General features: G+C 70.4%; 27 protein-coding genes, 1 tRNA gene and 1 pseudogene. 18 read left to right on the plus strand and 11 right to left on the minus strand.

What is annotated here, in order from left to right; translation table 11 throughout:
* Window positions 1-413 (minus strand): annotated as a pseudogene (locus tag HW577_RS05535) (hypothetical protein); the annotation flags it as partial.
* A gap of 52 nt (window positions 414-465) precedes the next feature.
* A complete protein-coding gene (locus HW577_RS05540) occupies window positions 466-978 on the minus strand; it encodes a hypothetical protein (RefSeq protein WP_198375072.1) in 513 nt (170 codons plus the stop codon).
* Between HW577_RS05540 and HW577_RS05545 the strand changes: the two genes are divergently transcribed.
* The 10 genes from HW577_RS05545 to HW577_RS05590 all read left to right on the plus strand — a co-directional run bounded on the left by HW577_RS05545 (window position 977) and on the right by HW577_RS05590 (window position 10,797).
* Complete coding sequence (locus HW577_RS05545) at window positions 977-3,352, plus strand: heavy metal translocating P-type ATPase (protein WP_198375073.1); 2,376 nt, start codon at window positions 977-979, stop codon at window positions 3,350-3,352. The genes HW577_RS05540 and HW577_RS05545 overlap by 2 nt on opposite strands.
* Window positions 3,349-3,738, plus strand: a complete 390-nt coding sequence (gene cueR / locus HW577_RS05550) for a Cu(I)-responsive transcriptional regulator (RefSeq protein ID WP_198375074.1) — start codon at window positions 3,349-3,351, stop codon at window positions 3,736-3,738. Before HW577_RS05545 ends, cueR begins: the two co-directional genes overlap by 4 nt.
* Before the next feature lie 4 nt (window positions 3,739-3,742).
* Window positions 3,743-3,961 (plus strand): heavy-metal-associated domain-containing protein, encoded by a 219-nt coding sequence (locus HW577_RS05555; RefSeq protein WP_198375075.1) that lies wholly within the window; start codon window positions 3,743-3,745, stop codon window positions 3,959-3,961.
* A gap of 72 nt (window positions 3,962-4,033) precedes the next feature.
* Window positions 4,034-4,747 (plus strand): Crp/Fnr family transcriptional regulator, encoded by a 714-nt coding sequence (locus HW577_RS05560; protein WP_198375076.1) that lies wholly within the window; start codon window positions 4,034-4,036, stop codon window positions 4,745-4,747.
* 32 nt (window positions 4,748-4,779) lie between these two features.
* Complete coding sequence (locus HW577_RS05565) at window positions 4,780-5,328, plus strand: carboxymuconolactone decarboxylase family protein (protein WP_198375077.1); 549 nt, start codon at window positions 4,780-4,782, stop codon at window positions 5,326-5,328.
* 37 nt (window positions 5,329-5,365) lie between these two features.
* Window positions 5,366-5,782, plus strand: a complete 417-nt coding sequence (locus tag HW577_RS05570; protein WP_198375078.1) for a DUF4149 domain-containing protein — start codon at window positions 5,366-5,368, stop codon at window positions 5,780-5,782.
* Window positions 5,783-5,858: 76 nt separating this feature from the next.
* Window positions 5,859-7,073 carry an MFS transporter gene (locus tag HW577_RS05575; protein ID WP_198375079.1) on the plus strand — a complete coding sequence of 405 codons (1,215 nt, stop codon included), beginning with the start codon at window positions 5,859-5,861 and terminating at the stop codon, window positions 7,071-7,073.
* 65 nt (window positions 7,074-7,138) lie between these two features.
* Window positions 7,139-8,230, plus strand: coding sequence for a TRAP transporter substrate-binding protein (locus tag HW577_RS05580; protein WP_198375080.1), 1,092 nt, complete (start codon window positions 7,139-7,141; stop codon window positions 8,228-8,230).
* Window positions 8,231-8,323: 93 nt separating this feature from the next.
* Window positions 8,324-9,127, plus strand: a complete 804-nt coding sequence (locus HW577_RS05585; RefSeq protein ID WP_198375081.1) for an undecaprenyl-diphosphate phosphatase — start codon at window positions 8,324-8,326, stop codon at window positions 9,125-9,127.
* A gap of 74 nt (window positions 9,128-9,201) precedes the next feature.
* Complete coding sequence (locus tag HW577_RS05590; RefSeq protein ID WP_198375082.1) at window positions 9,202-10,797, plus strand: hypothetical protein; 1,596 nt, start codon at window positions 9,202-9,204, stop codon at window positions 10,795-10,797.
* A 54-nt stretch (window positions 10,798-10,851) separates the two neighbouring features.
* Here HW577_RS05590 and HW577_RS05595 read toward each other — a convergent pair whose 3' ends face one another.
* Window positions 10,852-11,121: a hypothetical protein gene (locus HW577_RS05595; RefSeq protein ID WP_198375083.1), complete on the minus strand. Its 270-nt coding sequence runs from the start codon at window positions 11,119-11,121 to the stop codon at window positions 10,852-10,854.
* 227 nt (window positions 11,122-11,348) lie between these two features.
* Between HW577_RS05595 and HW577_RS05600 the strand changes: the two genes are divergently transcribed.
* From HW577_RS05600 to HW577_RS05620, 5 genes are all read left to right on the plus strand, one after another.
* Window positions 11,349-12,308, plus strand: coding sequence for a Bug family tripartite tricarboxylate transporter substrate binding protein (locus tag HW577_RS05600; RefSeq protein WP_198375084.1), 960 nt, complete (start codon window positions 11,349-11,351; stop codon window positions 12,306-12,308).
* Between the two features lie 142 nt (window positions 12,309-12,450).
* Window positions 12,451-13,173 (plus strand): acetoacetyl-CoA reductase, encoded by a 723-nt coding sequence (phbB, locus tag HW577_RS05605; RefSeq protein ID WP_198375085.1) that lies wholly within the window; start codon window positions 12,451-12,453, stop codon window positions 13,171-13,173.
* A 4-nt stretch (window positions 13,174-13,177) separates the two neighbouring features.
* A complete protein-coding gene (locus tag HW577_RS05610) occupies window positions 13,178-13,723 on the plus strand; it encodes a hypothetical protein (protein ID WP_198375086.1) in 546 nt (181 codons plus the stop codon).
* 53 nt (window positions 13,724-13,776) lie between these two features.
* Window positions 13,777-14,412, plus strand: coding sequence for a YciI family protein (locus HW577_RS26430; RefSeq protein WP_232474702.1), 636 nt, complete (start codon window positions 13,777-13,779; stop codon window positions 14,410-14,412).
* A gap of 65 nt (window positions 14,413-14,477) precedes the next feature.
* Complete coding sequence (locus HW577_RS05620; protein WP_198375087.1) at window positions 14,478-15,200, plus strand: class I SAM-dependent methyltransferase; 723 nt, start codon at window positions 14,478-14,480, stop codon at window positions 15,198-15,200.
* A 10-nt stretch (window positions 15,201-15,210) separates the two neighbouring features.
* On the opposite strand, the gene HW577_RS05625 is transcribed toward HW577_RS05620, so the two are convergent.
* Both HW577_RS05625 and HW577_RS05630 read right to left on the minus strand, forming a co-directional pair.
* A complete protein-coding gene (locus HW577_RS05625) occupies window positions 15,211-15,864 on the minus strand; it encodes a CoA transferase subunit B (RefSeq protein ID WP_198375088.1) in 654 nt (217 codons plus the stop codon).
* 16 nt (window positions 15,865-15,880) lie between these two features.
* A complete protein-coding gene (locus HW577_RS05630; RefSeq protein ID WP_198375089.1) occupies window positions 15,881-16,618 on the minus strand; it encodes a CoA transferase subunit A in 738 nt (245 codons plus the stop codon).
* A 122-nt stretch (window positions 16,619-16,740) separates the two neighbouring features.
* On the opposite strand from HW577_RS05630, the gene HW577_RS05635 reads away from it, so the two are divergent.
* Window positions 16,741-16,816: transfer RNA gene (locus HW577_RS05635), tRNA-Ala, on the plus strand.
* 81 nt (window positions 16,817-16,897) lie between these two features.
* Here the strand turns inward: HW577_RS05635 and HW577_RS05640 are convergent.
* From HW577_RS05640 to HW577_RS05665, 6 genes are all read right to left on the minus strand, one after another.
* Complete coding sequence (locus HW577_RS05640; RefSeq protein ID WP_198375090.1) at window positions 16,898-17,269, minus strand: hypothetical protein; 372 nt, start codon at window positions 17,267-17,269, stop codon at window positions 16,898-16,900.
* A 2-nt stretch (window positions 17,270-17,271) separates the two neighbouring features.
* On the minus strand, window positions 17,272-19,185 hold the full coding sequence (locus HW577_RS05645; protein WP_198375091.1) for a potassium transporter Kup: 1,914 nt from the start codon (window positions 19,183-19,185) through the stop codon (window positions 17,272-17,274).
* Window positions 19,186-19,281: 96 nt separating this feature from the next.
* Window positions 19,282-20,079, minus strand: coding sequence for an amino acid ABC transporter ATP-binding protein (locus HW577_RS05650; protein ID WP_198375092.1), 798 nt, complete (start codon window positions 20,077-20,079; stop codon window positions 19,282-19,284).
* A 25-nt stretch (window positions 20,080-20,104) separates the two neighbouring features.
* A complete protein-coding gene (locus HW577_RS05655; RefSeq protein ID WP_198375093.1) occupies window positions 20,105-21,250 on the minus strand; it encodes an amino acid ABC transporter permease in 1,146 nt (381 codons plus the stop codon).
* 10 nt (window positions 21,251-21,260) lie between these two features.
* On the minus strand, window positions 21,261-22,448 hold the full coding sequence (locus HW577_RS05660; RefSeq protein ID WP_419956576.1) for an amino acid ABC transporter permease: 1,188 nt from the start codon (window positions 22,446-22,448) through the stop codon (window positions 21,261-21,263).
* A gap of 112 nt (window positions 22,449-22,560) precedes the next feature.
* Window positions 22,561-23,613: an amino acid ABC transporter substrate-binding protein gene (locus HW577_RS05665; RefSeq protein ID WP_332837468.1), complete on the minus strand. Its 1,053-nt coding sequence runs from the start codon at window positions 23,611-23,613 to the stop codon at window positions 22,561-22,563.
* Between the two features lie 201 nt (window positions 23,614-23,814).
* On the opposite strand from HW577_RS05665, the gene lhpI reads away from it, so the two are divergent.
* Together lhpI and HW577_RS05675 are read left to right on the plus strand one after the other, a co-directional pair.
* Entirely contained in the window at window positions 23,815-24,756 is a 942-nt protein-coding gene (lhpI, locus tag HW577_RS05670) for a bifunctional Delta(1)-pyrroline-2-carboxylate/Delta(1)-piperideine-2-carboxylate reductase (protein ID WP_198375095.1), read from the plus strand.
* 69 nt (window positions 24,757-24,825) lie between these two features.
* Entirely contained in the window at window positions 24,826-26,061 is a 1,236-nt protein-coding gene (locus tag HW577_RS05675) for an argininosuccinate synthase (RefSeq protein WP_198375096.1), read from the plus strand.
* Window positions 26,062-26,162 lie beyond the last annotated feature (101 nt).

The following is a 26,162-nucleotide window of genomic DNA, read 5'->3' on the forward strand; positions in this document are numbered from 1 at the left end:
GCACCAGGGGCCAGCGGCGGCGGCTTTGCGCCGGGCAGGCCCGCTCCAGCGACGGAGGCGCCCGGGCGCGGCTGGGCCGGCACGGGCGCCGGCCCCATGGCCACGGTGCGCTCGACGCAGATATCGGCGTTGCGGCGGACGACCTCCTCCCCGTCCTGCAGCACGAGGCGGATGTCGAAGCGGCACCCCGCCCCCTCGGCCGGGCGCAACGAGAACTGGCCGCCGGGCGCGAGCGGACCCCGGTTGAGAAGGTTCCCGCCCCAGTCTGGCCGGCCGCTGCGCACGGCGTGCAAGGCCATGGCCGGCACCTGCGCGCCATTCACGATTCGGAACGGCTCGCTCTGCCCCGCCGCGTGACCGGCGGGCAGCAGCAGGGCGATCGTCAGCAGCAGCGGGGGGAGGATGCGCCTCATGGCACCGATGATGTCGGCAGCGACGCGACCGGAGTCAATCATGGGCCGAGAATCAGGGGCGCGGGCCCCCGATGGCGGGCAGCAGCCGGTCGCCGCCGCCCACCTGCGGCAGCGGCGCGTCTACCCGCGGCGGCGCGCCGGCGGAGGCTGGCGCGAGGGTCTGCAGGCGTTCGGCGCAGACATCGGCGTCGCGACGGATGACTTCCTGCCCGTCCTGGAGGACCAGGCGGATGTCGAACCGACAACCGGCCCCCTCGGGCATGCGCATCGCAAAGAAGGCGCCGGGCCGGACCGGCCCCTGGTTCAGCAGATTGCGGCCCCAATCCGCCGCGCCGCTGCGCACGAGATGCAGCGCGATGGCCGGCACCGCCGCCGCGTTGACGATGCGGAATGGTTCGTTCTGCGCTTGGGCAGCATCCGGGACTGTCAGGAGCACCAGGGCGGAAAGACGGATCGGCAAGCGCCACATAGGTGGCATGTCGGCCCCACGCCCACGCCCGTCAAGCATTGACCCTTGACCTTCCCATATTGGTAAGGCCCAGATGACGCAGCGGAGGATCGCCATGCCCGACGCCGCTCTCACCACGCCCCGCCTTTTCCTGCAGATCGAAGGCATGACCTGCGTCGCCTGTGCCGGCCGCGTGCGGCGCGCCCTGCTGGCCGTGCCCGGCGTCGTCGGCGCGGAGGTGAATGCGGCCTCCGGCCAGGCCGAGGTGTCGGGCACCGCGCCCGTAGCGGAGCTTGCCGCCGCCGTGCGCCGCGCCGGCTACGCGGTGCCGGAGACGGTCTTCGACCTCGGCATCGGCGGCATGACCTGCGCGTCCTGCGCGCAGCGGGTCGAGCGCGCGCTGCGGCGCGTGCCCGGCGTGATCGAGGCGAGCGTGAACCTCGCGACCGAACGCGCCCATCTGCGCGCCATCCGCGGAACGGAGGAGACCGCGCTCGGCGCCGCCGTCACGCGGGCGGGATACCGACTGCTCGCGGCCAGCGCGGCGGACGAAGCCGACCCGGGCGCAGCGCGGGAAGCACGCGATCTCATCCTCGCCACGCTGCTGACCCTGCCCTTCCTGGCCGGCATGGCCGGCATGGTCGTGGGGCAGGACTGGATGCCCGGCGGCTGGTGGCAGTTCGCCCTGGCGACGCCGGTCACCTTCTGGCTCGGCGCGCGCTTCTGGCGCGCGGGCATCGCGGCGCTGCGCGCCGGCACGGGCAACATGGACCAGCTGGTCGCGATCGGCACGGGCGCCGCCTGGGGGTTGTCCACCTGGCTGCTGCTGCGCCACGGCGGCGAGCACGCGCATGCGCTCTACTTTGAGGCCGCGGCCGTCGTCATCCTGTTCATCCTGCTCGGCAAGTGGCTGGAAGCGCGGGCGAAGCGCGCGACGGGCGCGGCGATCCGCGCCCTGCTCGGCCTCGCCCCGCGCACCGCGCGGCGGATCGAGGAGGGAGAGGAGAAGGACGTGCCGGTCGCAGCCCTCGCGGTGGGCGACCTCGTCGTCGTGCGGCCGGGGGAACGCATTCCCGCCGACGGCACGGTGCGCGAAGGCCGCGCCGGCGTGGACGAGAGCGCGCTGACCGGCGAAAGCCGCCCGGTCGAGAAGGAGCCCGGCGCGCGAGTCGCCACCGGCACCGTGGCGCTCGACGGCCGGCTCGTCATCGGCGTTTCGGCAGTAGGGGGCGAGACGATGCTCGCCCGCGTCGCCGCCCTCGTCGCCGCGGCGCAGGCGAGCCGCGCCCCGGTGCAGAAGCTGGTGGATCGCGTCTCGGCGGTCTTCGTGCCGGTCGTGCTCGTGATCGCCGCCGCCACCTTCGCGGGCTGGATGCTGGTCGGCGCAGGGGCGGAGCAGGCGATCATCACGACGGTCTCAGTGCTGGTCATCGCCTGCCCCTGCGCACTCGGCCTGGCCACGCCCGCGGCGATCATGGCGGGCACGGGCGCGGCGGCGCGCGCGGGCATCCTGGTGCGCGACGTCGAGGCGATCGAGCATGCGCAAGCGATCACCCTCGTCGCCTTCGACAAGACGGGCACGCTGACGGAAGGCAGGCCGCGGCTCGCCGCGCTGCACGTCGCGCCGGGGATGACGGAGGCGGAGGCGCTGCGGCTCGCCGCCGCCTTGCAGGCGGGCAGCGAGCATCCGCTCGCCCGCGCCGTGCTCGCCGCCGCGGCAGGAAAGCCGCCGCCAGTCGAGGATTTCCGCGCGCTGCCCGGGCGCGGCGTGGAAGGGCGCGTGGACGGGCGCGCGCTTGCGCTCGGCAGCCCGCGACTGCTCGATGAACGCGGCGCGGAGGCCGGCACGCTCTCCGATGCGGTGGCGGGGGAGGCGGCGCAGGGGCGCAGCCTCGCCTGGCTGGTCGAGGGCGGTCGCGCGCTGGCGCTGCTCGCCTTCGAGGATGCGGCGAAGCCCGGCGCGGCGCGGGCCGTCGGTGCGCTGAAGGCGATGGGGCTGAAGGTCGCGATGCTCAGCGGCGACCATCCGGCGGCGGCGGAGGCGACGGCGCGCAGCCTCGGGGTCGATATCGTCGCCGCCGGCGTGCTGCCGGAGGGCAAGGCGGACCGCGTCGCCGCCTGGCAGGCGGAAGGGCATCGCGTCGCGATGGTGGGCGACGGGGTGAACGACGCGCCGGCGCTGGCACGCGCGGATCTCGGCATTGCCATGGGCACGGGCACCGACGTGGCGATCGCCGCCGCCGGCATGACGCTGCTGCGCGGCGACCCGGCGCTGGTGCCTGCGGCGCTGGCGGTGGCGCGGCGGACGCGGCTGAAGATCCGGCACAACCTTGTCTGGGCCTTCGGCTACAACCTTGTCGGGCTGCCGCTGGCGGCGCTCGGGCTGCTCTCGCCGGTGGTCGCGGGGGCGGCGATGGCGGCCTCTTCGCTCAGCGTGCTGGGCAGTGCTTTGCTGCTGGCGCGCTGGCATCCGGCGGAGGATCCGCGGTGAATATCGGCGAAGCGGCCGCGCGCTCCGGCGTCTCGGCGAAGATGATCCGGCACTATGAGGCAATAGGCCTGCTCGCCGCCGCGCGCGGCGCGAACGGCTACCGCGTCTATGCCGCACGCGACGTTGCGGTGCTGCGCTTCATCCGCCACGCGCGCGACCTTGGCTTCCCGCTCGAGGATGTGCGTCGCCTGCTCGCGCTCTGGCAGGACCACGGGCGCGCGAGCGCGGAGGTGAAGCGCCTTGCGCTCGCCCATGTCGTCGCGCTGGAGAGTAAGGCAGAGTCCCTGCAGCGCATGGCGGCGAGCCTCAGGCACCTGGCCGCGCATTGCCAGGGCGACCAACGCCCGGACTGCCCGATCCTCGACGACCTCGCACGGAAGGAGTGAGACCATGGACAAGACCAAGGGACCGGAAATCACGCTGAAGGTGGAAGGCATGAGCTGCAGCCACTGCGCGCAGGCGGTGACCGCCGCAATCCAGGCGAAGGACCCGACGGCGACGGTCGTCGTCGACGTCGCCGGCGGCACGGTGAAGACCGAGACCGTCCTGCCGCGCCATGTCGTCAGCATGGCGGTGGAGGAGGAAGGCTACGCGGTGAAGACGGAGTGACGGGCCGTTGATCTGAATCAATCAAGCCGCGCGGCTTCGCTGCGAGGATGACGGCATGCGGAAACATCTGCCATGCCTGGGATCCGGTCACCGCTCGGCGTGAAGGTCACGGGGCCGCTGCTCACCGCGGCGTCCCCGGCGACCCGGGCGCAGCTTCTCGGGGCCGCCGTCGCGCTCGCGGTGCCACGTGGCGCGCCGATCCTCGCGCAGGAAGCAGAGGCCGACCGGCTGTTCCTGCTGCTGCAGGGCTCGGTCGGGCTCAGCACGGCGGAGGAAGGCGGCGCGGCCACGATGGTCGAGATCCTCTCGCCCGGGGAAGCCTTCCCGATCTCGGCGGTGCTGCTGCGCACCGCGCATCCGGTCGCCGCGGTTGCCCTCGCGCCCTGCCGGCTTCTGGCGATCCCCGCTGAGGAGGTGCGCGCGGCGGCGATGGCCGACGGCGGATTGATGCACGCGGCGCTCGAGCAGATGACGCGCCAGTGGCGGCTGCTGGTCGACCAGGTCGTGGACCTCAAGACGCGGGACGCGACGCAGCGCGCGGCGCGTTTCCTCGCGCGCCGGCTCAGCGCGGCGCGCGGCGCGGTGGAGATCCCCGAGCCGCGCGGTGCGATCGCCGCGCGGCTCGGCATGACGCCGGAAAGCCTTTCGCGCGCCCTGCATGGGCTGGAAGCGGCAGGCCTGCTTCGCCTGCATGGGCGCCGCGTGGACGTGCCGGACCGCGCGGCGCTGCTGCGCATCTGCGCGCCGCGTCCCGGCGGGGCTTCGCAGGCGCCGCGGCGCGTGTAGCCTAGCACCCCTCATCGAAGGGGGAACGCCACATGGCCCGCGTGCCGGACATGACCGTCGAACTGCTGAAGCCCGAAGACCGCGACCTGCTGAAGCGGAACATCGCGCTGCATCGCGCGCTGACGAACAGCCCGGGCGGTGCGCGCGCCTTCTCTGGCCTCGGCCAGTACATCCGCTACGGCTCGAAGCTCGACCCGCGGCTGCGGGAACTCGCCATCCTCCAGGTCGGGTGGCTCGCGCGGTCGCCCTACGAATGGTCGCACCATGTGAAGATCGGCTTCGACTTCGGCGTCAGCGAGGACGACATCCGCGCGCTGATCGCCGAGACCGAGGGGCGCGGCAGCACGCTGGAACCACTCGCGAAGCTGGTGCTGCTGGCGGCGCGGGAAGCCTATGCCGGCCCGGGCGTCAGCGCTGCCACCTACGCCACGCTCGCCGCGCAGCTGGACCATGAACTGATGGTCGACCTCGTGCTGGTCATCGCCTTCTACTGCGCCGTGGTGCGGGTGCTGGCCTCGCTCGATATCCAGGTGGAGCCAGACTACCAGCCCTATCTTGACCGCTTCCCGCTGCCGGGCTGAGCCTTGCGCCGGCGGCGGCGCTGCCCACGTCCTTCGCATGACCGTGACCGCCGCCATCGCGCTTGTCTGCATTGCCATGCTGTTCGGCGGCATGGCCTTCTTCGCGGCCTGCATCGCGCCGCTGGTGTTCACGCGCCTGCCCCCGGAATGGGCGGGGCGGTTCATCCGCGGGGTCTTTCCCGTCTACTACCTCTGGGTGCTCGGCACGGCGGCGGCCGGCGCGGTGGCGCTCATGCCGGTCCGTCCCGCCGATGCGGGGGCGCTGGCGCTGGTCGCCGGCGCGACCGTGTGGCTGCGGCAGTCGCTGATGCCGCGCATCAACGCGCTGTCGGATGCCGCGCAGGCCGGCGACACCGGGGCCAAGGCCGCTTTCGACCGCGCCCATCGCTTGTCGGTGGCGGTGAACCTGGCGCAGATGCTCGTTGCCGTCGTGGTGCTGGTCCGCTTCGCCTGATCACGCGCATGGGGCGCCGCGCGGTGTGCATGGGTCCGTCCTCGACGCGGCGGGCCGCGCAGGCGAGCATGGCGACATGAGAGCAGCCCTGCCCATCCTGATTGGCGTGTCGATCATGCTGTCGCTCGCCATGGGGCTGCGGCAGAGCCTCGGCCTGTTCATGGCGCCGGCGACGCAGGACCTCGGCATCGCGGTGGCCGAGTTCACCCTGGCAATCGCGATCCAGAACCTGGGTTGGGGCTTCCTGCAGCCCTTCTCGGGGGCGGCCGCGGCGCGCTGGGGCTTCCGCCCTGTGCTGGCGACGGGTGTGGTCGCCTACCTGGCGGGACTGGCGGTCATGGCCCTGGCGCAGGGTGCATTTGCGCTGATGATCGGCGCCGGGCTGCTGATCGGCCTCGCACTCGCCTGCACCGGCAGCGGCATGGCACTCGCGGTCGCATCCCGGCCGGTCTCCGCGGCGGCGCGGTCGAGCGCGCTCGGCATGGTCTCGGCGGCCGGGTCGGTCGGCGCGCTGCTGGCCGCGCCGATCGGGCAGGTGCTGGCGGAAGGCTGGGGCTGGCGCGCGGGCGTCTGGGGCTTCCTGATCCTCGGCCTGGCCATGCTGCCGGCGGCCTGGGTGGCGGGGCGGGTGGACCGGGTGCCAGTACCGCCACTGGCGCAGGGGGAGACGCCGCGGATGGGCGTGGCCCTCGGCCGCGCCATGTCGCACGCGCCCTTCCTGGTCATGGCCGGGGCCTATTTCGTGTGCGGGCTGCAGCTTGTGTTCCTCACGACGCACCTGCCCTCCTACCTAGCGCTGTGCGGGCAGGATCCGATGCTCTCGGCCAAGGCGCTCGGGCTGATCGGCGGGTTCAACGTGCTGGGGTCGCTGTTCTTCGGCTGGGCCGGCGGGCGGTGGAACAAGGGGGCGCTGCTGGGGGGCATCTACCTGGTGCGGTCCCTCGTGCTCGGGCTGTACTTCGCCTGGCCGCCGAGCGAGGCCTCGACGCTGGTCTTCGCGGCGATCATGGGCTTCCTGTGGCTGGGCGTCGCGCCGCTCGTCTCGGGCATGGTGGCGGAGATGTTCGGGCTGCGCTTCCAGGCGCTGATCCAGGGCATCGCCTTCATGTCGCACCAGCTCGGGTCCTTCCTCGGCGCCTTCGGCGGCGGGCTGCTGTTCGACCTGAACGGGGATTATGTGCTGGCCTGGCAGCTGGGGGTGGGCATGGGGCTGTTTGCCGGGGCGGTGCAAGTGGCCTTCGCGCTGCGCGGGCCCCCCGTGGCGCCGGAGCCGCGCCCCGCCCCCGCCTGATCCTTTTCCCGGCCGTCCCGATCCCCTATGTGGCGGGCACCGTTCCACCCCGGGAGGAGACCCGCATGAACCGTCGTGCCCTGATGGGGGCCGCGGCCGCCGCCGCGCCCGCCGCCCTCGCCACCCCCGCCCTGGCTCAGACTCAGCTGCCGGAGGTGCGCTGGCGCGTGCAGTCCTCCTTCCCCCGCGTGTTCGACGTGCTGTACGGCACGCTGGAACGCATCGCCGCGCGGGTTGGCCAGCTGACGGAAGGGCGCTTCCGCATCCAGACCTTCCCGGCGGGAGAGATCGTCGGCGGCCTGCAGGTGCTGGACGCAGTGCAGGCCGGTACGCTGGAGGCCGGTCACACCGCCTCCTATTACTACATCGGCAAGGACACGGCCTTCGCGCCCTTCACGGCGATGAGCTTCGGCCTCAACATGCGGCAGATGACCTCGTGGTTCCGCTTCGGCGGCGGCAACGAGCTCGCGGCCGAGTTCTTCCGCGAATATAACATCGTCGCGCACACGGCGGGTGACACCGGCGCCCAGATGGGCGGCTGGTTCCGCAATGAGATCACCGGCGTCGAGAGCCTGCGCGGCCTGAAGTTCCGCATCACGGGGCTGGCCGGGCAGCTGTTCACGCGCCTTGGCGCGGCGCCGACGCTGATCGCCCCGGCGGACATCTACCCATCGCTCGAGCGCGGCGTGATCGACGCGGCGGAATTCGTGGGCCCGCATGACGACGAACGCGCGAACTACGTGCGCGTGGCGCGCTTCTACTATGCGCCGGGCTTCTGGGAGCCGGGCGCGCGGCTGCACTTCATGATGAACCAGCGCGCCCATGCGGCGCTGCCGGACCTCTACAAGCACGCCCTGGAGGTCGCCTGCGCCGAGGCCGATTCCGACATGACCGCGCGCTACGACCACCTGAACCCGCAGGCGCTGCGCCGGCTGGTGGCCGCCGGCGCGCAGCTGCGCTTCTGGCCGCGCCCGGTGCTGGAAGCGGCTTGGCGGGCGAATGAGGAGATGAACGCCGACCTCGCCCGGCAGAACCCCAAGTTCGGGCGCATCATGGAAAGCTACCTTCGCTTCCGCGGCGACCAGTTCCAGTGGTTCCGCGTGGCCGAGAATTCCTTCGACAACTTTGCCTTCGCCGCGCCGCAGACGGTGCGCTGACCGGGGGCGGGCGGCGGCCGCGCGCCGCCGCCCGATTCCCGCCACGGACGCTGGCGCATAAAGTGGCGCCGCCACGCCTTCCGGAGTCGCCCGATGGAATTCGGTTCCCTGTTCGCCGCCCTGCTGATGGGCATCGTCGAGGGGCTGACCGAGTTCCTGCCCATCTCCTCCACCGGCCACCTGATCCTGCTCGGCGAGCTGATCGGCTTCCAGGGACCGCCGGGCAAGACCTTCGAGATCTCGATCCAGCTCGGCGCCATCCTCGCCGTGGTCGTGATCTACCGGCACCTCATCCTCGACCTGCTGCTGCACATGTGGCGGCCCGGGCTGCAGCGTTTCTACGTGGTGAACCTGCTGCTTGCCTTCCTGCCGGCGGCGGTGATCGGCGCGACGCTGCACTCCACGATCACGGGGCTGCTGTTCAACCCCTGGGTGGTCTGCGTCGCGCTGATCGCGGGCGGCATCGCCATCATCGCGATCGAACGCGCGCGGCCGGAGCCCACGATCCGCTCGGTGCCGGAGATCGGTCCGCTGGCCGCGCTGCTGATCGGCTTCGGCCAGGCACTAGCGATGATCCCGGGCACGTCCCGGTCCGGCGCCACCATCATCACGGCGCTGCTGATCGGGGTGGACCGGAAGACGGCGGCGGAATTCTCCTTCGTACTCGCCATCCCGACCATGCTCGCGGCCACGGTCTACTCGCTCTACAAGGCGCGGGCCGACATCGACGTCTCGGCCTTCGGGCAGATCGGGGTCGGCTTCGTCGCAGCCTTCATCGTCGCCTTCGTGACCGTGCGCGCGGTGCTCGCCGTGATCGGGCGGATCGGATTCACGCCCTTCGGCTGGTACCGGATCGGGCTCGGGCTGGTGATGTTGGCGGTGCTCGCGTTCCGCTGACAGGAATGGCGACGGCGTCAGGGAATTCGTGACAGACGGTACGTAGCATGCGCCGCCACGCATATCGATCCGTCATGCCGCTACGTCTCCTCATCGCCGCCGCCCTTGCCGTTGTCTGCATGCCGGTGCTGGCGGTGCCAGTGCCGCCGCTGCTCGACTATCCCAACCATCTCGCACGGCTCTGGCTGCTCGCGGGCGGGCTCGAACGCTCGGCGCTCGCCGAGTTCTACGCGGCAGACTGGCGGAATGCCTTCACCAATGGCGGCATGGATATGGTGGTGGTGCTGCTCGCGCCCCTGCTGGGTGGTGCGGAACCCGCGATGCGCCTGATGCTGGCGCTCGCGCTGGTGCTGCCCGCGCTTGGCGCCGCGGCGCTGAACCGCGCGCTGTTCGGCGGCTGGCGGGCCTGGCAGGTCGGCTTCGCGTTGCTCGCGTTCAACGGAATCCTGCTCGCCGGCTTTCTGAGCTTCCTGATCGGCCTCGGCCTCGCGCTCCTGGCCGCGGCGGCGGAACCCGCGCTCATGCGGCGCGCCTGGCCGCAGCGGTGCATCGTGCGCGCGGCCTTCGGGGTGCTGCTGATCTGGATGCACGCACTCGGACTCGCCTTCTACCTCGCGCTGCTGGTGGGCCTCGCGATCGGCCCCTCGATACGCGCCGCGCTGGCGGGGCCGGGCGCCATCGCGACGGTGGTCGGACGGGCGGGGTCTGCCGTCGCCGCAGGGGCCTTGCCAGCCTTCCTGATGCTGCACCTGTCCGGGACGCCAGGGCCCTGGGACGGCGCGGCGGAGGAGGACACGCTGCTGCCGCCCTGGTCAGGCTACGCCTTCTTCGAGAAGGTACGCGCCCTGACCACCGCCTTCGGCACCTATGAGGTGCCGGTAGACCTCGCCATGCTGCTGGCGGTGCTCGCCGTCGCCCGCTGGGCGCTGGCGAAGGGGCGTCTGCGCGTGCATGGCGGGCTGCTGGCCGCGGCCGGCGGGCTGCTGCTGCTCGCCATCCTCATGCCGAACACGCTGGGCGGAACCGGATGGATGGACCGGCGCTTCCCGATCATGGCCCTGCTGACCTTTCTCGCAGCGATGCTGCCGCGCGTGCCGGCCAGGCGACATCTTCCCGTCGCCGCCGGCCTGCTGCTGATCGTCGCGCTGCGCGCGGCCTGGATGGGCTGGGTGTGGGACGCGCGCCAAGTGGACATCGCCGCGGTGGAGCGCGCGATCGCCCCGATGCCGCCCGGCGCCGCGCTGCTCGTCGCCTACGAATTCCCCCAGGATCGATTCGCCTCCCCGGTCGGCCGCTATTTCCCGCGCGGGCAGATGCCGACCTATGAGCATCTCGGCACGCTGGCCGTGACGCATCGCGACGCCTTTGTCCCGACGCTCTTCGCGCTGCGGGGGCGGCATGTGCTTCGCGTGCTGCCGCCCTGGGACGAGCTGGCGCTCGCCAATGGGCTCGGGGTCGCCGTGACACAGCTGGACGATCCGACGGCGGGCGACGCACGGCCCTATCTGCGCGACTGGCGCCAACGGTTCGACTATCTGCTGGTGCTCGACGGGGACCATCCCCGCGTCGGCGTGCGCGCCCCACCGACACCCGGCGTCGCGCCCGTCGCGTTGGAGGGCTTCGCTCGGCTGTACCGGATCGAACGGCCCGGCGAGGCAGCCCCACGCTAGCGAAAGTCATCCGACCAGATGGTTCCATCTGGTCGCGCATTGCGCTCGGCGGCCTCAGGCCGCCCGCAGCGCGTCCGATCCGCCGCGCAGGTCCATCACGCCGATGACCTGGGAGAGGTTCCCGGCCACCAAGTGCACCATGCCGGCGGGCATGGCGTCGAGCGCGATCTCGACACGCATCGAATCGCCCTCGCGCCGGACGAGCAGCAGGTCCGGCACAAGGTCGCGCTTCGCGAGCGGCTGGAGCAGGCGCGGGAGCAGCCCCGGCGAAGGTTCGGCCAGCAGCACGAATCGCGCGGGCACGAGGCGTTCAGGATCGGTCATGGGAAGGAACTCTGACAGGGGCAGGACGGGGCGAAACGCAGGACGGCCGATGGTGCGCCCGTGACGAGCGCGGCCTCAGTCGGCCGTGCCGGTAATTCGCCCTGCGATATGCCTCCACCATGTCATGACAAAATCCTAGCAGCCGTGTCGCGCTCGCGCCAGGGCGGACGTTCCGGTCGCGCCCCGGCCGCGCTACCCTGCCCACGATCCACGCCGGAGACCCCGCCATGCCGCGCCGCCGCCATGTCCTCCTTGCCCCCGCGCTGCTGGCCAGGCCGGCGCTCGCGCAATCCTATCCGGGGCCGGTGCGCCTCATCGTGCCCTTCGCTACCGGCGGGACCACCGACATCATCGCGCGCCTGATCGCCGAGGAGATGGGCCGCCGCCTCGGCACCACGGTCATTGTCGAGAACCGGCCGGGCGCCGGCGCGACGCTCGGCACCGGACTCGTCGCGCGCGCGGCGCCGGACGGGACGACGCTGCTGATCTCCACCATCTCCGGCATGGCGGTGGGCCACACGCTCTATCGCGACCGCATCCAGTGGGATGCCGACCGGGACTTCGCGCATATCGCGACGATCCTCGGCACGCCCTACCTGCTGCTGGTCAACCCGCTGACGCCGATGCGCACGGTGGCGGACTTCGTCGCAGCGGCGAAGCGGCCGAACGGCGTCGCCTATGCCACCAGCGGGATCGGCTCGGTGCCGCATCTGGTCGGGCTCAGGCTGGCGCAGGCGGCGGGGTTCGAACTGCAGCACATCCCCTATCGCGGGGGTGCGCAGGCAGCCACCGACGCGATCGCGGGTACGGTGCCGTCGGTGATGGACAGCCTGACGGCCGCCTCGGCCTATATCCGCGCCGGCAGCCTGCGCGCGCTCGCCTTCACGACGCGGGAGAGGATCTCCGACTTCCCCGACATCCCGACCTTTGTCGAAAACGGCTTCCCCGACATCATCGCCGATGGCTGGGCCGGCATCGCCGCACCCGCGGGCACGCCGCGCGCCCTGCAGGAACGCCTGGCCGCGGCGATCCGCGACGCGATGGCCGCACCGCAGGTGGCGCGCCGCTATGCCGAGACGGCGACGCTGCCGGGCCGCCTGTTCCTCGATGACGCGCAGGCCTTCGTACGGGCCGAGATCGCCGCCTGGGCGCCGGTTGTGCGCGCTTCTGGCGCGACGCCGGGCTGAGCGCGCCATCGCAGGGCACGCCGCCGCGTGCGCATTTCCACTGGCGCCGCCCGCGCGGGCAGGTTTTGATCGCCATCAAGGACCGTGCGACGCCGGTGGCGGATGAGGCACGGACCACCATGCGAACAGGGAGAGACCAGCCATGGCACGCGTCGCACTCGTCACCGGAGGCCAGCGCGGCATCGGCGCCGCGATCAGCGAGGCGCTGCAGGCGTCGGGGCGCAAGGTCGTCGCATCCTTCGCCGGCAACGAGCAGGCGGCGGAGGCCTTCACGAAGCGCACCGGCATCCCCTGCTACAAGTTCGACGTGGCGGACTACGAATCCTGCGCCGTCGCGCTGAAGCAGATCGAGCAGGAGGTCGGGCCGGTCGAGGTGCTGGTGAACAACGCCGGCATCACACGCGACGCGACGATGAAGCGCATGTCGCGCGACATGTGGGATGCGGTGATCGATACCAACCTCGGCTCCTGCTACAACATGTGCAAGCTGGTGTGGGACGGCATGACGGCGCGCAAGTTCGGCCGCATCGTCAACATCGGCTCCATCAACGGCCAGGCGGGCCAGTACGGGCAGGTGAACTACGCCGCCGCGAAGTCCGGGATCCACGGCTTCACCAAGGCGCTCGCCCAGGAGGGCGCTCGTAGCCAGATCACGGTGAACGCGATCGCGCCGGGCTATGTGGACACGGAAATGGTGCGCGCCGTGCCGCCCGACGTGCTCGAGAAGATCGTGGCGCGGATCCCGATGGGTCGCCTCGGGCGTGCCTACGATATTGCGCGCGGCGTGGTGTTCCTGACCGCCGATGATGCGGACTTCATCACCGGGTCGACGCTATCGATCAACGGCGGCCAACACATGTACTGACGTGATGGAGGCGGTCGCCGTCATCGGCCGCGACGGGCCGGACCCGTCGCGGCGGGCCCGGGCGCGCGACCGCCACATCGCCTTCATCGAAGCCGCCGCGGCCGAAGGGCTGCTTTTGCTCGGCCTGCCGATCCATACGGCGGAGGGGCTCTCCGCCGGATCGCTCATGGTGGTGCCGGTGGAACGGCTCGCGGAGTATCTCGCCCGCGAGCCTTTCGTGCAGGTCGGCGTCTGGGCCGCGCGCGATGCGCGCCCGCTCCGCATTCCCGGCCTGCCCTGGCGCGCCTGGCCGGCGACGCCGCCGTCCGAAGGGCGCATGTCCATCCTGTTCGCCGAGGGCGCGGCACCGGTCGCGACGCTGGCCGATGCGGTACGCGACGGTACGCTCCTGTTCGCGGGTGCCACGGGCGATGGCGCGATCGTCGTGACCACGCATCCCGATCCGGTCGATGCGGCGGGCTGGGCCGCGGCGGCCCTGCCGGATTGCCGCATCAACGTCCATCCGACACGCTGGCGCGCGCTGCCTTATCGGGCGCTGCCGGCAGGCTGACGGCGCGCGCTCAGCATGCCACGCTGCGGACGAAAAGCGGAGGGAGAGTCGCCATGGGCTACGCCATCATCGCCTGGGACGGGCCGGACCCGTCGCGCCGCGCCGCCGCGCGCGACCGGCACCTTGCGGTCATCACGCGCTGGGCGGAGGACGGCCGCCTTGCACTCGGCGTGCCGCTCTTCACGCCGGAGTGGCAGCCTGCAGGGTCGCTGATGGTGCTGACGGTGCCGGACCGGGCGGGGCTCGACGCCTACCTCGCGGAGGAACCCTTCGCCGTTCAGGGCGTCTGGGCACGCTGGACCGCCCACCCCTTCCGCATCGCGCCTCTGCCTTATCGTCCGCTGCCCCGGCCCGGCGAGCCCATCTCGGCAACCCGCACCCACACCGTCATCGTCGCGATGGACGGCACCGATGCCGAGGCGCCCGCGCGCCGCGCCGCGGTGCGGGAGGCGCATCTGGCGCGCGTCCAGCCGATGGCGGCGGATGGCACGCTCGCGATGGGCGGCGCCGTTCTGGATGAAGGCGGCGCGATGCGCGGGTCGATCGCCGTGACGCGCCATGCAAGCGACGAGACCGCGCGGGCCTGGCTGGCGGAGGACCCGTACGTCGCGGGCGATGTCTGGCGGGACATCTCGCTGCACGGGACGCGCTTCGCACCGCTGCCTTATCGCGCGCTGCCGGGCGCCTGAACGACCCGGGCCTTGCAGCCGGCGCGTGGCCGGGCCATCACGGTGCGGTCGATGGGACGGACAGCGTGGACCTTCGGGAACAGGACATTCTGGGTCCGGCGATCGCGGACCATTGGTACTACCGCAGCAAGGCGCGGGCGATGTCGGCGATGCTGCACGGCATGTCGCCGCGTTCCATCCTGGATATCGGCGCGGGATCCGGCTTCTTCGCCCGCGCCCTGCTGCGCCAGGGGGCCGAGCGCGCGACCTGCGTCGACCCGAACTATCCGGAGGATCGGGACGAGACCGAGGCCGGCCGCCCCCTCCTGTTCCGCCGCGAGATCCAGGAGAGCGATGCCGACCTGCTGCTGCTGATGGACGTGCTGGAGCATGTCGATGACGATGCGGGCCTGTTGCGGTCCTACACCCGCATCGCGCGGCCGGGCGCGACAGTGCTGATCACCGTGCCGGCCTTCCAGTGGCTCTGGAGCGGGCACGACGTGTTCCTTGACCACAGGCGGCGCTATGCGCTCGGCCGGCTGGAGGAGGTGGCGCGCAGCGCCGGCGTCACGGTCGAACGCTCGGCGTACTTCTTCGGGGGCGTCTTCCCGCTTGCGGCAGCACTGCGACTGCCGGCGGCGATCGGCCGCGCGTTCACCGGCCGGGCGCCGGAATCGAAGTGCGAGTTGCGCCGCCACGGCGCGGCGACGAACGCGCTGCTCGAGACGATCTGCCGGGCCGAGCTGCCGCTGTTCCCGTACAATCGCCTGTTCGGCCTGTCGGCCTTCCTGCGTGGGCGAGTCGCCTGACGGCGGCGGTTCAGGCTGCCGCCTGGCCCGCCACCTCGAACACCGCCTCGGTCTTCTCGCGCATCTCGTCGAGGCTGACGCCCGGCGCGAGTTCCGTGAGCACCAGGCGTTCCGGCCCCTTGCGGGCGATCTCGAAGACGCCGAGGTCGCTGATCACCATGTCCACCACCCGCGCGCCGGTCAGCGGCAGGGTGCAGGACTGCAGCAGCTTGGGCTTGCCGCCGGCGGTGTGCTCCATCAGCACGATCACCTTCTTTACACCGGCGACGAGGTCCATCGCCCCGCCCATCCCCTTCACCATCTTTCCCGGGATCATCCAGTTGGCAAGGTCGCCATTCGCCGCGACCTGCAGCGCGCCGAGGATCGAGAGGTCGATGTGGCCGCCGCGGATCATCCCGAAGGATTGCGCCGAATCGAAGAAGGAACTGATCGGCAGCTGCGTGATGGTCTGCTTGCCGGCGTTGATCAGGTCCGCATCCTCCTCACCCTCATGGGGAAAGGGGCCGAGGCCGAGCATGCCGTTCTCGCTCTGCAGCTGCACATTGATGCCGGCGGGCACGTGGTTCGCCACCAGCGTCGGGATGCCGATGCCGAGGTTGACGTAGAAGCCGTCCTTGAGTTCGCGGGCGGCGCGCGCCGCCATCTCGTCGCGGGTCCAGGGCATGGGCGTCTCTCCTCGATCAGCGCGGCAGGTGGTCGGGGCCGGCGGCGGGCGCGGGGTGCTTGCGCACCGTCCGCTGCTCGATCCGCTTCTCGTAGCCCGCCGGGCAGGTGACGATGCGCTTCACGAAGATGCCGGGCGTGTGGATGTGGTCGGCGTCGATCTCGCCTGGGCGGACCAGGTGCTCGACCTGCGCGACCGTGACCTTCGCCGCGGTCGCCATCATCGGATTGAAGTTCCTCGCGGTCTTCCGATAGACGAGGTTGCCTTCGGTGTCGCCCATATAGGCGTGGACGATGGCGAGGTCGGCGAAGATGCCGCGCTCCATCACGTAGGTCTCGCCGTCGAACTCCCGCGTCTCCTTGCCCTTCGCCACGTCCGTGCCGACGCCGGTCTTGGTGAAGAAGGCGGGGATGCCGGCGCCGCCGGCGCGGATGCGCTCGGCCAGGGTGCCCTGGGGGTTGAACTCGATCTCGAGTTCCCCGGCCAGGTACTGCCGGGCGAACTCCGCGTTCTCGCCCACATAGGACGACACCATCTTGCGGATCTGCCGCGTCTTGAGCAGCAGGCCGAGCCCGGCATCGTCGATGCCGGCATTGTTCGAGACGACGGTGAGGTCCTTCACCCCGCTCTCGCGGATCGCCTCGATCAGCAGCGACGGCACGCCGCACAGGCCGAAGCCGCCGGAATGGATCACCATGCCGTCGCGCAGGACGCCGGCGAGGGCCGCCTTCGCGTCTGGATAGACCTTGCCCATGGGCTCTCCCCGAACTCTGGCTGAACGGCTTCTCCCTACCGTTCCGCGCGCCGCGCCGGAAGGGGTCGCGGCCCCCCTTGCGGGGGTCGCGGGCGGAGGCTATACCGCGCGCCTCTTCCCGGGGGGCCATAGCTCAGTTGGGAGAGCGCTTGAATGGCATTCAAGAGGTCGTCGGTTCGATTCCGATTGGCTCCACCAGGTTTTCCGCCGGTTTCCGAGTGATCGGGGCCGGCGGTTTTCTTTTCGGGTGCAGCCTTCGCAAATCCGCGCAGCGTCGGCTCAGCCAACGCCCACCACGCGATAGGCGAATTGCGCCCCGTCCGGCTCCGTGACCGTCACATACTCGCCCGGCCGAACCGGGTCCGGGCCGCAATCGAAGCGCGTCTCGGGCGCGTCCGGGCCCTCGGCCGCGCGGCCGAAGAAGCGGATGTACCAGCCATGGTCGGGGTCGTGCTGCACGTCGCCCTGCTCGGGCGCCACGCCGGGCGCAATCCGGCGTGCCCGCCACGGTGCGGGATCCCCGACCCAGGCGACCGGGTCGGGCCGGCCCGCACCGTCGAGGGCCAGGTCGATTTCGTAGCGATGGTCCGGGCTCCCATCCGGGAAGCCGGGGCCGGCGGCGAGCGCGAGGATGACGGTCACCTTCGCCATCGTCAGATCGCCACCCGCACACCCAGTTCGACCACGCGGTCGGACGGGATGCGGAAGAATTCCGTCGCGGGGACGGCGTTGCGCGACATGATGGTAAACAGCCACTGTCGCCACTTCGACATCTTCGGCACCGCCGCCGCAACCACCGTCTCCCGCCCCAGGAAGTAGGAGGTCTGCATCGGCTCGAAGGGGATGCCGACCTCCTTCAGCGCCTCGAGCTCCTTCGGGATGTTGGGGCTTTCCTGGAAGCCGTATCGCAGCGCGATGCGATGGATGTCGGGGGCCAGCTGCTCCACGACGCGCCGCTGGTCGACCGGCACGTAGGGAACTGCTTCGTTCGCCACGGTGACGAACAGCACCCGCTCATGCAGCACCTTGTTGTGCTTCAGGTTGTGCAGCAGCGCGCCGGGCAGGAAATCCGCCTGGCTCGTCATGAACACCGCCGTGCCCGGCACGCGCACGGTGCGGGATTGCGGCAGGCGGGCGATGAAGGACTTGAGCGGCAGCCCGTCCTGGCGGAAGCGGGCGAACAGCAGTTCGCGCCCGCGATGCCAGGTCGTCATCATCACGAACAGCGCGGCGCCGAGCACGAGCGGCACATAGCCGCCCTGCGGGATCTTGAGCACGTTCGAGAAGAAGAACAGCAGGTCGAGCAGCAGCAGAGGCACGAAGACTGCGGCGACCAGCGGCCAGGACCAGCCGAACTGCCGGCGGAACACGATGAAGGCCAGGATCGTGGTGCAGACGAAGGTCCCCGTCACCGCGATGCCGTAGGCGGCGGCGAGATTGTCCGAGGTGTGGAACTCCATCACCAGGATCACCACGCCGATCAGCAGCAGCGCGTTGATCTGGGGCATGTAGATCTGGCCTTCCTCGGTCGCGCTGGTGTGGTTCACCGCGAGCCGCGGGATGAAGCCAAGCTGCACGCATTGCCGTGCGATGGTGTAGGCGCCCGAGATCATCGCCTGGCTAGCGATGATCGTCGCCGCGGTGGCAAGGAACACGAGCGGCAGGCGGAACCAGTCCGGCGCCAGCAGGAAGAAGGGATTCTCGATCGCCGCGGGATCGCGCAGCAGCAGTGCGCCCTGGCCGAGATAGTTCAGCGCGAGCGCGGGCAGCACGAGCCAGAGCCACGCCCAGCGGATGGGTCGCCGGCCGAAATGGCCCATGTCTGCATAGAGCGCTTCCGCCCCCGTCACCGCCAGCACCACCGAGCCGAAGGCGATGAAGGCGGCGAACCTGTACTCGATGCAGAACATCAGCGCGTAGTGCGGCGAGAGCGCCAGCAGCACGACCGGATTGTGCAGCATCTCCCACACGCCGAGGACGGCGAGCGTGCCGAACCAGGCCGCGCAGATCGGCCCGAACACCGCGCCCATCAGCCCGGTGCCGCGATACTGCACGAGGAACAGCGCGAGCAGGATCGCGAGCGCGATCGGGATCACCGCATCCTCGAAATGCGGGGAGACGACCTTCAGCCCCTCCACCGCCGAGAGCACGGAGATGGCCGGGGTGATGATGCCGTCGCCGAAGAACAGACACGCGCCGGTGATGCCGATGAGTGCTACGCCCCAGCGCGCGCGGTCCGACGTCAGGGTGCGCTGCGCCAGCGCCATCAGCGCGAGGATCCCGCCTTCCCCGCGATTGTCCGCGCGGAGGACGAAGACGACGTACTTCACCGTGACGGTCAGGATCAGCGCCCAGATGATCAGGCTGAGGATGCCGAGGATCTCCCAGCGCTCCAGCCCACCTCCGGTGAACAGCAGGAGCGAGGCGCGCAGCGCATAGAGCGGCGATGTCCCGATGTCGCCGTACACCACGCCAAGAACGCCGAGGATCAGCGCCGGCGTCAGAACCTGGGATTTCTCGGGAGCGGTCACGGAGCCTCGCTGCAGTGCGGCAAGGCGAGAAGGCATAGGCCCGTGGGGGCCCGTGCCGCAATCCTGCCGTATTGCGTTCGGTGCATGGCCGGGCCGAAGGCGGCGGGGATGGTCCGCGCCGCGCCCCTTCCGTCAGTGCCCGCGAAGGATCTGGCTGAGGAACAGTTGCAGCCGGTCCGTCTTCGGGTCGTTGAACACCTGCTCGGGCGTGCCGACCTCGACCACCTCTCCCCGGTCCATGAACACGACGCGGTCGGCGACCTGGCGGGCGAAGCCCATCTCATGCGTCACGCAGATCATGGTCATGCCCTCGGCCGCAAGCATGACCATGGTGTCGAGCACCTCCTTGATCATCTCCGGGTCGAGCGCGCTGGTCGGCTCGTCGAACAGCATGATCTTGGGCTTCATGCAGAGCGCGCGCGCGATGGCGACGCGCTGCTGCTGGCCGCCCGAAAGCTGGCCTGGGTATTTCAGCGCCTGTTCCGGAATCTTCACCCGGGTCAGGTATTCCATGGCCAGTTCCTCGGCCTGCTTCTTGGGCATCTTGCGCACCCAGATCGGCGCAAGCGTGCAGTTCTCGAGCACCGTCAGGTGCGGGAACAGGTTGAAGGACTGGAACACCATGCCGACTTCCCGCCGGATGGCGTCGAGCGCGCGGACATCGTCCGACAGCTCGATCCCATCCACCAGGATGTGGCCTTCCTGGTGCGTCTCCAGGCGGTTGATGCAGCGGATCATGGTGGACTTGCCGGACCCGGAGGGGCCGCAGACCACCACGCGTTCGCCGGTCGCCACCTGAAGGTTGACGTCGCGCAGCACGTGCAGCGCGCCGAACCACTTGTTCACCTTGTCGAGCACGATCGCCGGCGGGGCGTCCGTGCGGACGGCCGAGGCGACATGGCCTTGGCTCGTATCGATCGCAGCACTCATGTCCATTCTCGTTCCCTGTTGCGATTCAGCGCCGGCGGTGTCGGTTGAGATCCGACTCCAGCCCCGCGCTGTACTTCGACATGGCAAAGCAGAAGACCAGGTAGATCGAGCCGACGAAGACATAGACCTCGATGCCGAAGCCCTGCCAGGACGGCTCGACGATCGCGGTCTTGCCCGCCGTCAGCAGGTCGAAGATGCCGATGATCAGCACCAGCGACGTGTCCTTGAAGAAGCCGATGAAGGTGTTCACCAGCGGCGGGATCACGGTGCGTAGCGCCTGCGGCAGGATGATCAGGCCGGTTTTCTGCCAGTAGGACAGGCCCATGGCATCGGCGGCCTCGTACTGCCCCTTGGGCAGCGCCTGCAGCCCGGCGCGCACCACTTCCGCGAGATACGCCCCTGCGAACAGGATGATGGCGATCTGCGCACGCAGCAGCTTGTCGATGTTCATGCCCTCAGGCAGGAACAGCGGGAACATCACGCTCGCCATGAACAGCAGCGAGATGAGCGGCACGCCGCGGATCAGCTCCACGTACAGGATGCAGAGCACCTTGATCGCCGGCAGGCTCGACCGTCGGCCGAGCGCGACCAGGATCGACAGCGGGAAGGCGAAGGCCAGTCCGAAGGTCGCCAGGATCAGCGTGATCGGCAGCCCGCCCCAGCGCTCCTGCGGCACATAGGGCAGGCCGAACAGGCCGCCCCACATCAGCACGCCGATCGCGGTCAGCGTGCCGATCCAGATCGGCACCAGCGTCCAGTTCCAGAAGCGCTTGAGCGCGGAGACGATGTAGAGCGCGACGAACAGGATGCAGACCAGCGCCGGCCGCCAGTGCTGTTCGTACGGGTAGGTGCCGAACAGCATGAAGCGATGCTTTTCGGTCACCACGGCCCAGCAGGCCCCGCTGCCCTGCAATTCTCGGCAGGCCTGGGTCTGGGCCTGCCCGTTCGGCGCCACCGGCACCGACCAGATGGCGTTGATGAAGGCCCAGTCGACGAAGCCCATGACGGCGCGGATGACGAGGTAGCCCAGCACCAGCGTCACGGCGGTGGACAGCCAGCCGGAGAACAGGTTCGTCCGCAGCCAGGCGATCGGGCCGACCGCGGTGATGGGCGCGCTGCGCGGCGGGCTGCCGGCGGCGACGGGCGGGGAATTGGCGGTGATGTCGCTCATGGCCGGCTCCTCACCGTTCCACCAACGCGATCTTCGCGTTGTACCAGTTCATGAAGAGGCTGATGGACAGGCTGATCGAAAGATAGACCGCCATGATGATGGCGATGCCCTCGATCGCCTGACCCGTCTGGTTCAGCGTGGTGTTCGCGATCGAGACGATGTCCTGGTAGCCGATGGCGACCGCGAGCGAGGAGTTCTTCGTCAGGTTCAGATAGTTCGACGTCATCGGCGGGATGATCACGCGCAGCGCCTGCGGCATGACGATCAGCCGCAGCACGGACCCGTGGCGGAGGCCGAGCGCCTGCGCCGCCTCCCACTGCCCCTGGTTGACCGAGAGGATGCCGGCGCGCACCACTTCCGCGATGAAGCCGGCCGTATAGGTGACCAGGCCGATCAGCAGCGCCGCGTATTCCGGGCTGATGTTCATGCCGCCGCGGAAGTTGAAGCCGCGCAGCGCCGGCCAGTCGATCTCCCACGGCGCGCCCATCACCTGCCAGGTCAGTACCGGCAGGCCGGCCATCAGCGCGACCGCGGCCGGCCAGACCTTGCGCGGCTGCCCGTCCGCCATCTGCTTCGCGCGGGCCTGGCGGGCATAGAGCCAGGTCAGCACGATGCCGGCGACGAAGGCGACCATGGCGGCGGTGTGCGCATTCTCCCACACCAGGGCGGGCATCTTCATGCCGCGGTTGGACAGGAACACGCCCTCGATCGGCTGCAGCGCCTGGCGCGGACCGGGCAGCCCCTGAAGGATCGTGTACCAGAACAGCAGCTGCAGCAGCAGCGGCAGGTCGCGGATCACTTCCACGTAGAAGGCCGACAGCTTCGCGACGAGATAGTTCTTCGACAACCGCGCGATGCCGATCAGCGTGCCCAGAATGGTCGCCAGCACGATGCCGACCACGGCGACCTTCAGCGTATTCAGCACGCCCACCAGCAGGGCGCGGAAATAGGTGTGGGTCGGATCGTACTCGATCAGGCTCTCTGCGATCGGCAGCCCCGCCTCGCGGTTCAGGAAGCCGAATCCAGTGGCGATGCGCCGGACTTCCAGGTTGTGGACGGTGTTCGACCAGAGCCACCAGATGACCGAACCGATCGCGCCTACGACGAGGATCTGCCAGACGATCCCGCGTACCCTCTCATCCGCCCACGACAGACGCAGCGGCCGTTTCGGCGGCTTTCGCCGATAGCGGGGATCCACGGTCGTATCCGACATTTTCTTCTGCTGCCTCACCTGTTCCTGGTCCGGGCGGGGCCCGGGAGAACCGCGCGGGGCGAGGGATCACCCCCGCCCCGCGTCACGTCACGTCACGTCAACGGAAGGGCGGCGCGTATTGCAGGCCGCCGGCCGTCGTCCACAGCGCGTTCGGGCCGCGCTGGATGCCGATCGGCACCAGGTTGCGCTCGAAGATCTGCCCGTAGTTCCCAAGGCGCGAGACGATGTTCACCATGAACGCGTTGTCGACGCCGAGCATCCGCCCGAGATCGCCGCTGCGCCCGATCAACCGCTGCACGTCCGGGCGAGCGTCATTCGCAGCCTGGCCGATGTTCTGGCTGGTGATGGCCAGTTCCTCGGCGGTGATCAGCCCGAAATGCACCCAGCGGACCAGGTCGGCGAAGCGCTGGTCGCCATGGCGCACCAGCGGGCCGAGCGGTTCCTTGCTGATCACCTCCGGCAGGATCACGTGATCCGCCGGCCGGGCCTGGACGGCGCGCGTGGCGGCGAGGCCCGACACGTCCGTCGTGTAGGCGTCGCAGCGGCCGGAGAGGTAGGCGTTCACCACCTCCTCCAGCCGCTCGATCACCACGGGCTGGAACTGGATACGGCTGGCCCGCGCCCAGTCGGTCAGGTTCTGCTCCGTGGTGGTGCCCGGCTGGACGCAGATGGTCGCGCCGTTGAGCTCCCGCGCGCTGCGCACGCCGAGGCTCGCCTTCACCATGAAGCCCTGGCCATCATAGAAGTTGATGCCGGTGAAATCGAAACCAAGCGAGGTGTCGCGCGACAGCGTCCAGGTCGTGTTGCGGGACAGCATGTCGACCTCGCCCGACTGAAGCGCCGTGAAGCGGTTCTGCGCCGTGGTCGGGACGAAGCGCACCTTGTCCGGGTCGTTGAACAGCGCGATGGCGACGGCGCGGCAGTAATCCACGTCGAAGCCGCGCCACACACCCTGGCTGTCGGGCTGCGCGAAGCCCGCAAGGCCGGTGTTCACGCCGCAGATCAGCGTGCCGCGGGCGCGGATGGCGTCCACGGTGGGCGAGCTGCCGCCCGCAGCCGGCTGCTGCGCCAACGCCGGGGCGGACACCGCGCCGGCGATCAGCGCCGCGCCGATGGCACGCAGGAAAGTGGACCGCGAGGTCTGGGTCACTCCGTATCTCCCTAATTCTGGGCCCCGCCCGTCAGGCGGCGGGACCGTTTCGCTCTCCCGTCGGCCATGCTGCGCCACGCCAGGGCGCGGATCAACGCAAGACGTCGGCCCCCCCGGCGCAGACCATCCGGGATGGGGGGCCTAGCAAAGCCCAGGCCGGAAAGGCAAACCTCATCGCCGAAGACCGGAGGGGGCGCCGCCATGCTGCAACTCGATCGGGACGCGCTGCGCGCCGCCCTGCCCTGGGACGCGCTGGTCGAGGCGCTGGCCGCCATGTTCCGCGAAGGCTGCGAGGCCCCGCTCCGCCACCGCCACACCATGCCCGGGCCCGCCGGCGCCGAGACGACGCTCCTTCTGATGCCCGCTTGGCGCGCCTTGGGGCATACCGGCGTCAAGATCGTGCATGTGGCGCCCGCGAATGCGGCACGCGGGGAACCGGCGGTGCATGCCGCCTACCTGCTCTCAGACGCCGCGACGGGCGCCCCGCTCGCCCTGATGGACGGGGGCGAGTTGACCGACCGTCGGACGGCGGCGGCCAGCCTGCTCGCCGCGCGCCACCTGGCCCGTCCGGACAGCCGGCGGCTCCTGCTGCTCGGCAGCGGGAAGGTCGCCCGGGCGCTGTCGGAAGGCTACGCGGCCCGCTTCCCGCTGACGGACATCGCCATCTGGTCGCCCACGGCGGCGAACGCCGCGCGGCTGGCCCACACCCTGGCTGAGGAAGGCCTGCCCGCCCGCGCCGTGGACAGGCCCGACCCCGGCGCGGCCGACATCGTCTCCGCCGCCACGCTCTCCACCACACCGCTGGTGCGCGGCGCGGATGTCCGGCCGGGGACGCATGTCGACCTGGTCGGCGCCTATCGCCGCGACATGCGGGAATGCGACGCCGCGCTGGTCGCCCGCGCGACGCTGGTGGTCGATACGCGCGCCGGCGCGCTCGCCGAAGCCGGCGACATCCTCCAGGCGATCGCCGAAGGCGCCATCGCCGAGGGCCACATCGCGGCCGACCTCGCCGCGCTCTGCCGCGGGGAACATCCCGGTCGGCGTAGGCCGGAGGAAATCACCTTGTTCAAGTCGGTCGGCTGGGCGGGGGAAGACCTCGCCGCCGCCATCCTGGCCCATGACAGGGTCCGCGCGGCAGGGTAGCGGCCCGGCTTGCCTCCCCGCCCGCCCGGCGCCATACCCGCCCCGTTCCAAGACACTGGAGTGCGCCCGATGCGCGTGAAGGACGTGAAGAAGGTCGTGCTCGCCTATTCCGGCGGGCTCGACACCAGCGTGATCCTGAAGTGGCTGCAGACCACCTATGGCTGCGAGGTGGTGACCTTTACCGCCGACCTCGGCCAGGGGGAGGAGCTCGGCCCGGCCCGCGACAAGGCGCTGCTGCTCGGCATCAAGCCCGAGAACATCTTCATGGACGACCTGCGCGAGACGTTTGTCCGCGACTTCGTCTTCCCGATGTTCCGGGCCAATGCGCTGTACGAGGGCATGTATCTTCTCGGCACCTCGATCGCCCGGCCGCTGATCGCGCAGCGCCAGATCGAGATCGCGGAAGCCGTCGGCGCCGACGCCGTGGCGCATGGCGCGACCGGCAAGGGCAACGACCAGGTGCGCTTCGAGCTCAGCTACTACGCGCTGAAGCCGGACGTGAAGGTCATCGCCCCCTGGCGCGAATGGGAACTGACGTCGCGCACCCGGCTGATCCAGTTCGCCGAGGAACACCAGATCCCGATCGCCAAGGACAAGCGCGGGGAGGCGCCCTTCAGCGTCGATGCGAACCTTCTGCACTCCTCGAGCGAGGGCAAGATCCTCGAGGAACCTTGGGACGCGCCGGACGAGATGGTCTGGCAGCGTACCATCAGCCCGATGGATGCGAAGGACGAGGTCACCGAGATCACCATCGAGTTCGAGCGCGGCGATGCGGTCGGCATCAATGGCGAACGCCTCTCGCCCGCGACGCTGCTGACGAAGCTCAACGCGCTCGGCCGCGAGAACGGCATCGGCCGGCTCGACCTGGTGGAGAACCGCTTCGTCGGCATGAAGTCCCGCGGCTGCTACGAGACGCCGGGCGGCACGATCCTGTACGTCGCGCACCGCGCCATGGAATCCATCACGCTCGACCGCGAGGCCTGCCACCTGAAGGACTCGCTGATGCCGCGCTACGCCGAGATCATCTACAATGGCTTCTGGTTCGCCCCCGAACGCCGGATGCTCCAGGCGCTGATCGACGAGAGCCAGGCCAGCGTCACCGGCACCGTCCGGCTCAAGCTCTACAAGGGCAACACCATCGTCACGGGGCGACAGTCGCCCAACAGCCTGTACTCGATGAAGCACGTGACCTTCGAGGACGACCAGGGCGCCTACGACCAGTTCGACGCCCAGGGCTTCATCAAGCTGAACGCGCTGCGGCTCAGGCTCGGCGCCATGGCGGGGCGGCGGGGCGGCGCGCTCTGATGTGAAGGTCGGGGGAGGGGAACCTCCCCCGAGCCCCCTCCCTTCTTCGTCTGTTGGGGACTGGTCCCCAAGGTCGCAAAGAAGGTTGAGGGGGGTTCGGG

It is taken from the genome of Neoroseomonas rubea (assembly GCF_016106015.1).
Taxonomy (GTDB): domain Bacteria; phylum Pseudomonadota; class Alphaproteobacteria; order Acetobacterales; family Acetobacteraceae; genus Neoroseomonas; species Neoroseomonas rubea.

Coding starts and splice junctions, on each gene's coding strand:
- HW577_RS05545 (WP_198375073.1), top strand. CDS start 977: ATGCCCGACGCCGCTCTCACCACGCCCCGCCTTTTCCTGCAGATCGAA.
- HW577_RS05540 (WP_198375072.1), bottom strand. CDS start 978: ATGGCGATCCTCCGCTGCGTCATCTGGGCCTTACCAATATGGGAAGGT.
- HW577_RS05555 (WP_198375075.1), top strand. CDS start 3,743: ATGGACAAGACCAAGGGACCGGAAATCACGCTGAAGGTGGAAGGCATG.
- HW577_RS05560 (WP_198375076.1), top strand. CDS start 4,034: ATGCCTGGGATCCGGTCACCGCTCGGCGTGAAGGTCACGGGGCCGCTG.
- HW577_RS05565 (WP_198375077.1), top strand. CDS start 4,780: ATGGCCCGCGTGCCGGACATGACCGTCGAACTGCTGAAGCCCGAAGAC.
- HW577_RS05570 (WP_198375078.1), top strand. CDS start 5,366: ATGACCGTGACCGCCGCCATCGCGCTTGTCTGCATTGCCATGCTGTTC.
- HW577_RS05575 (WP_198375079.1), top strand. CDS start 5,859: ATGAGAGCAGCCCTGCCCATCCTGATTGGCGTGTCGATCATGCTGTCG.
- HW577_RS05580 (WP_198375080.1), top strand. CDS start 7,139: ATGAACCGTCGTGCCCTGATGGGGGCCGCGGCCGCCGCCGCGCCCGCC.
- HW577_RS05585 (WP_198375081.1), top strand. CDS start 8,324: ATGGAATTCGGTTCCCTGTTCGCCGCCCTGCTGATGGGCATCGTCGAG.
- HW577_RS05590 (WP_198375082.1), top strand. CDS start 9,202: ATGCCGCTACGTCTCCTCATCGCCGCCGCCCTTGCCGTTGTCTGCATG.
- HW577_RS05595 (WP_198375083.1), bottom strand. CDS start 11,121: ATGACCGATCCTGAACGCCTCGTGCCCGCGCGATTCGTGCTGCTGGCC.
- HW577_RS05600 (WP_198375084.1), top strand. CDS start 11,349: ATGCCGCGCCGCCGCCATGTCCTCCTTGCCCCCGCGCTGCTGGCCAGG.
- phbB (WP_198375085.1), top strand. CDS start 12,451: ATGGCACGCGTCGCACTCGTCACCGGAGGCCAGCGCGGCATCGGCGCC.
- HW577_RS05610 (WP_198375086.1), top strand. CDS start 13,178: ATGGAGGCGGTCGCCGTCATCGGCCGCGACGGGCCGGACCCGTCGCGG.
- HW577_RS26430 (WP_232474702.1), top strand. CDS start 13,777: ATGGGCTACGCCATCATCGCCTGGGACGGGCCGGACCCGTCGCGCCGC.
- HW577_RS05625 (WP_198375088.1), bottom strand. CDS start 15,864: ATGCCCTGGACCCGCGACGAGATGGCGGCGCGCGCCGCCCGCGAACTC.
- HW577_RS05630 (WP_198375089.1), bottom strand. CDS start 16,618: ATGGGCAAGGTCTATCCAGACGCGAAGGCGGCCCTCGCCGGCGTCCTG.
- HW577_RS05640 (WP_198375090.1), bottom strand. CDS start 17,269: ATGGCGAAGGTGACCGTCATCCTCGCGCTCGCCGCCGGCCCCGGCTTC.
- HW577_RS05645 (WP_198375091.1), bottom strand. CDS start 19,185: ATGCCTTCTCGCCTTGCCGCACTGCAGCGAGGCTCCGTGACCGCTCCC.
- HW577_RS05650 (WP_198375092.1), bottom strand. CDS start 20,079: ATGAGTGCTGCGATCGATACGAGCCAAGGCCATGTCGCCTCGGCCGTC.
- HW577_RS05655 (WP_198375093.1), bottom strand. CDS start 21,250: ATGAGCGACATCACCGCCAATTCCCCGCCCGTCGCCGCCGGCAGCCCG.
- lhpI (WP_198375095.1), top strand. CDS start 23,815: ATGCTGCAACTCGATCGGGACGCGCTGCGCGCCGCCCTGCCCTGGGAC.
- HW577_RS05675 (WP_198375096.1), top strand. CDS start 24,826: ATGCGCGTGAAGGACGTGAAGAAGGTCGTGCTCGCCTATTCCGGCGGG.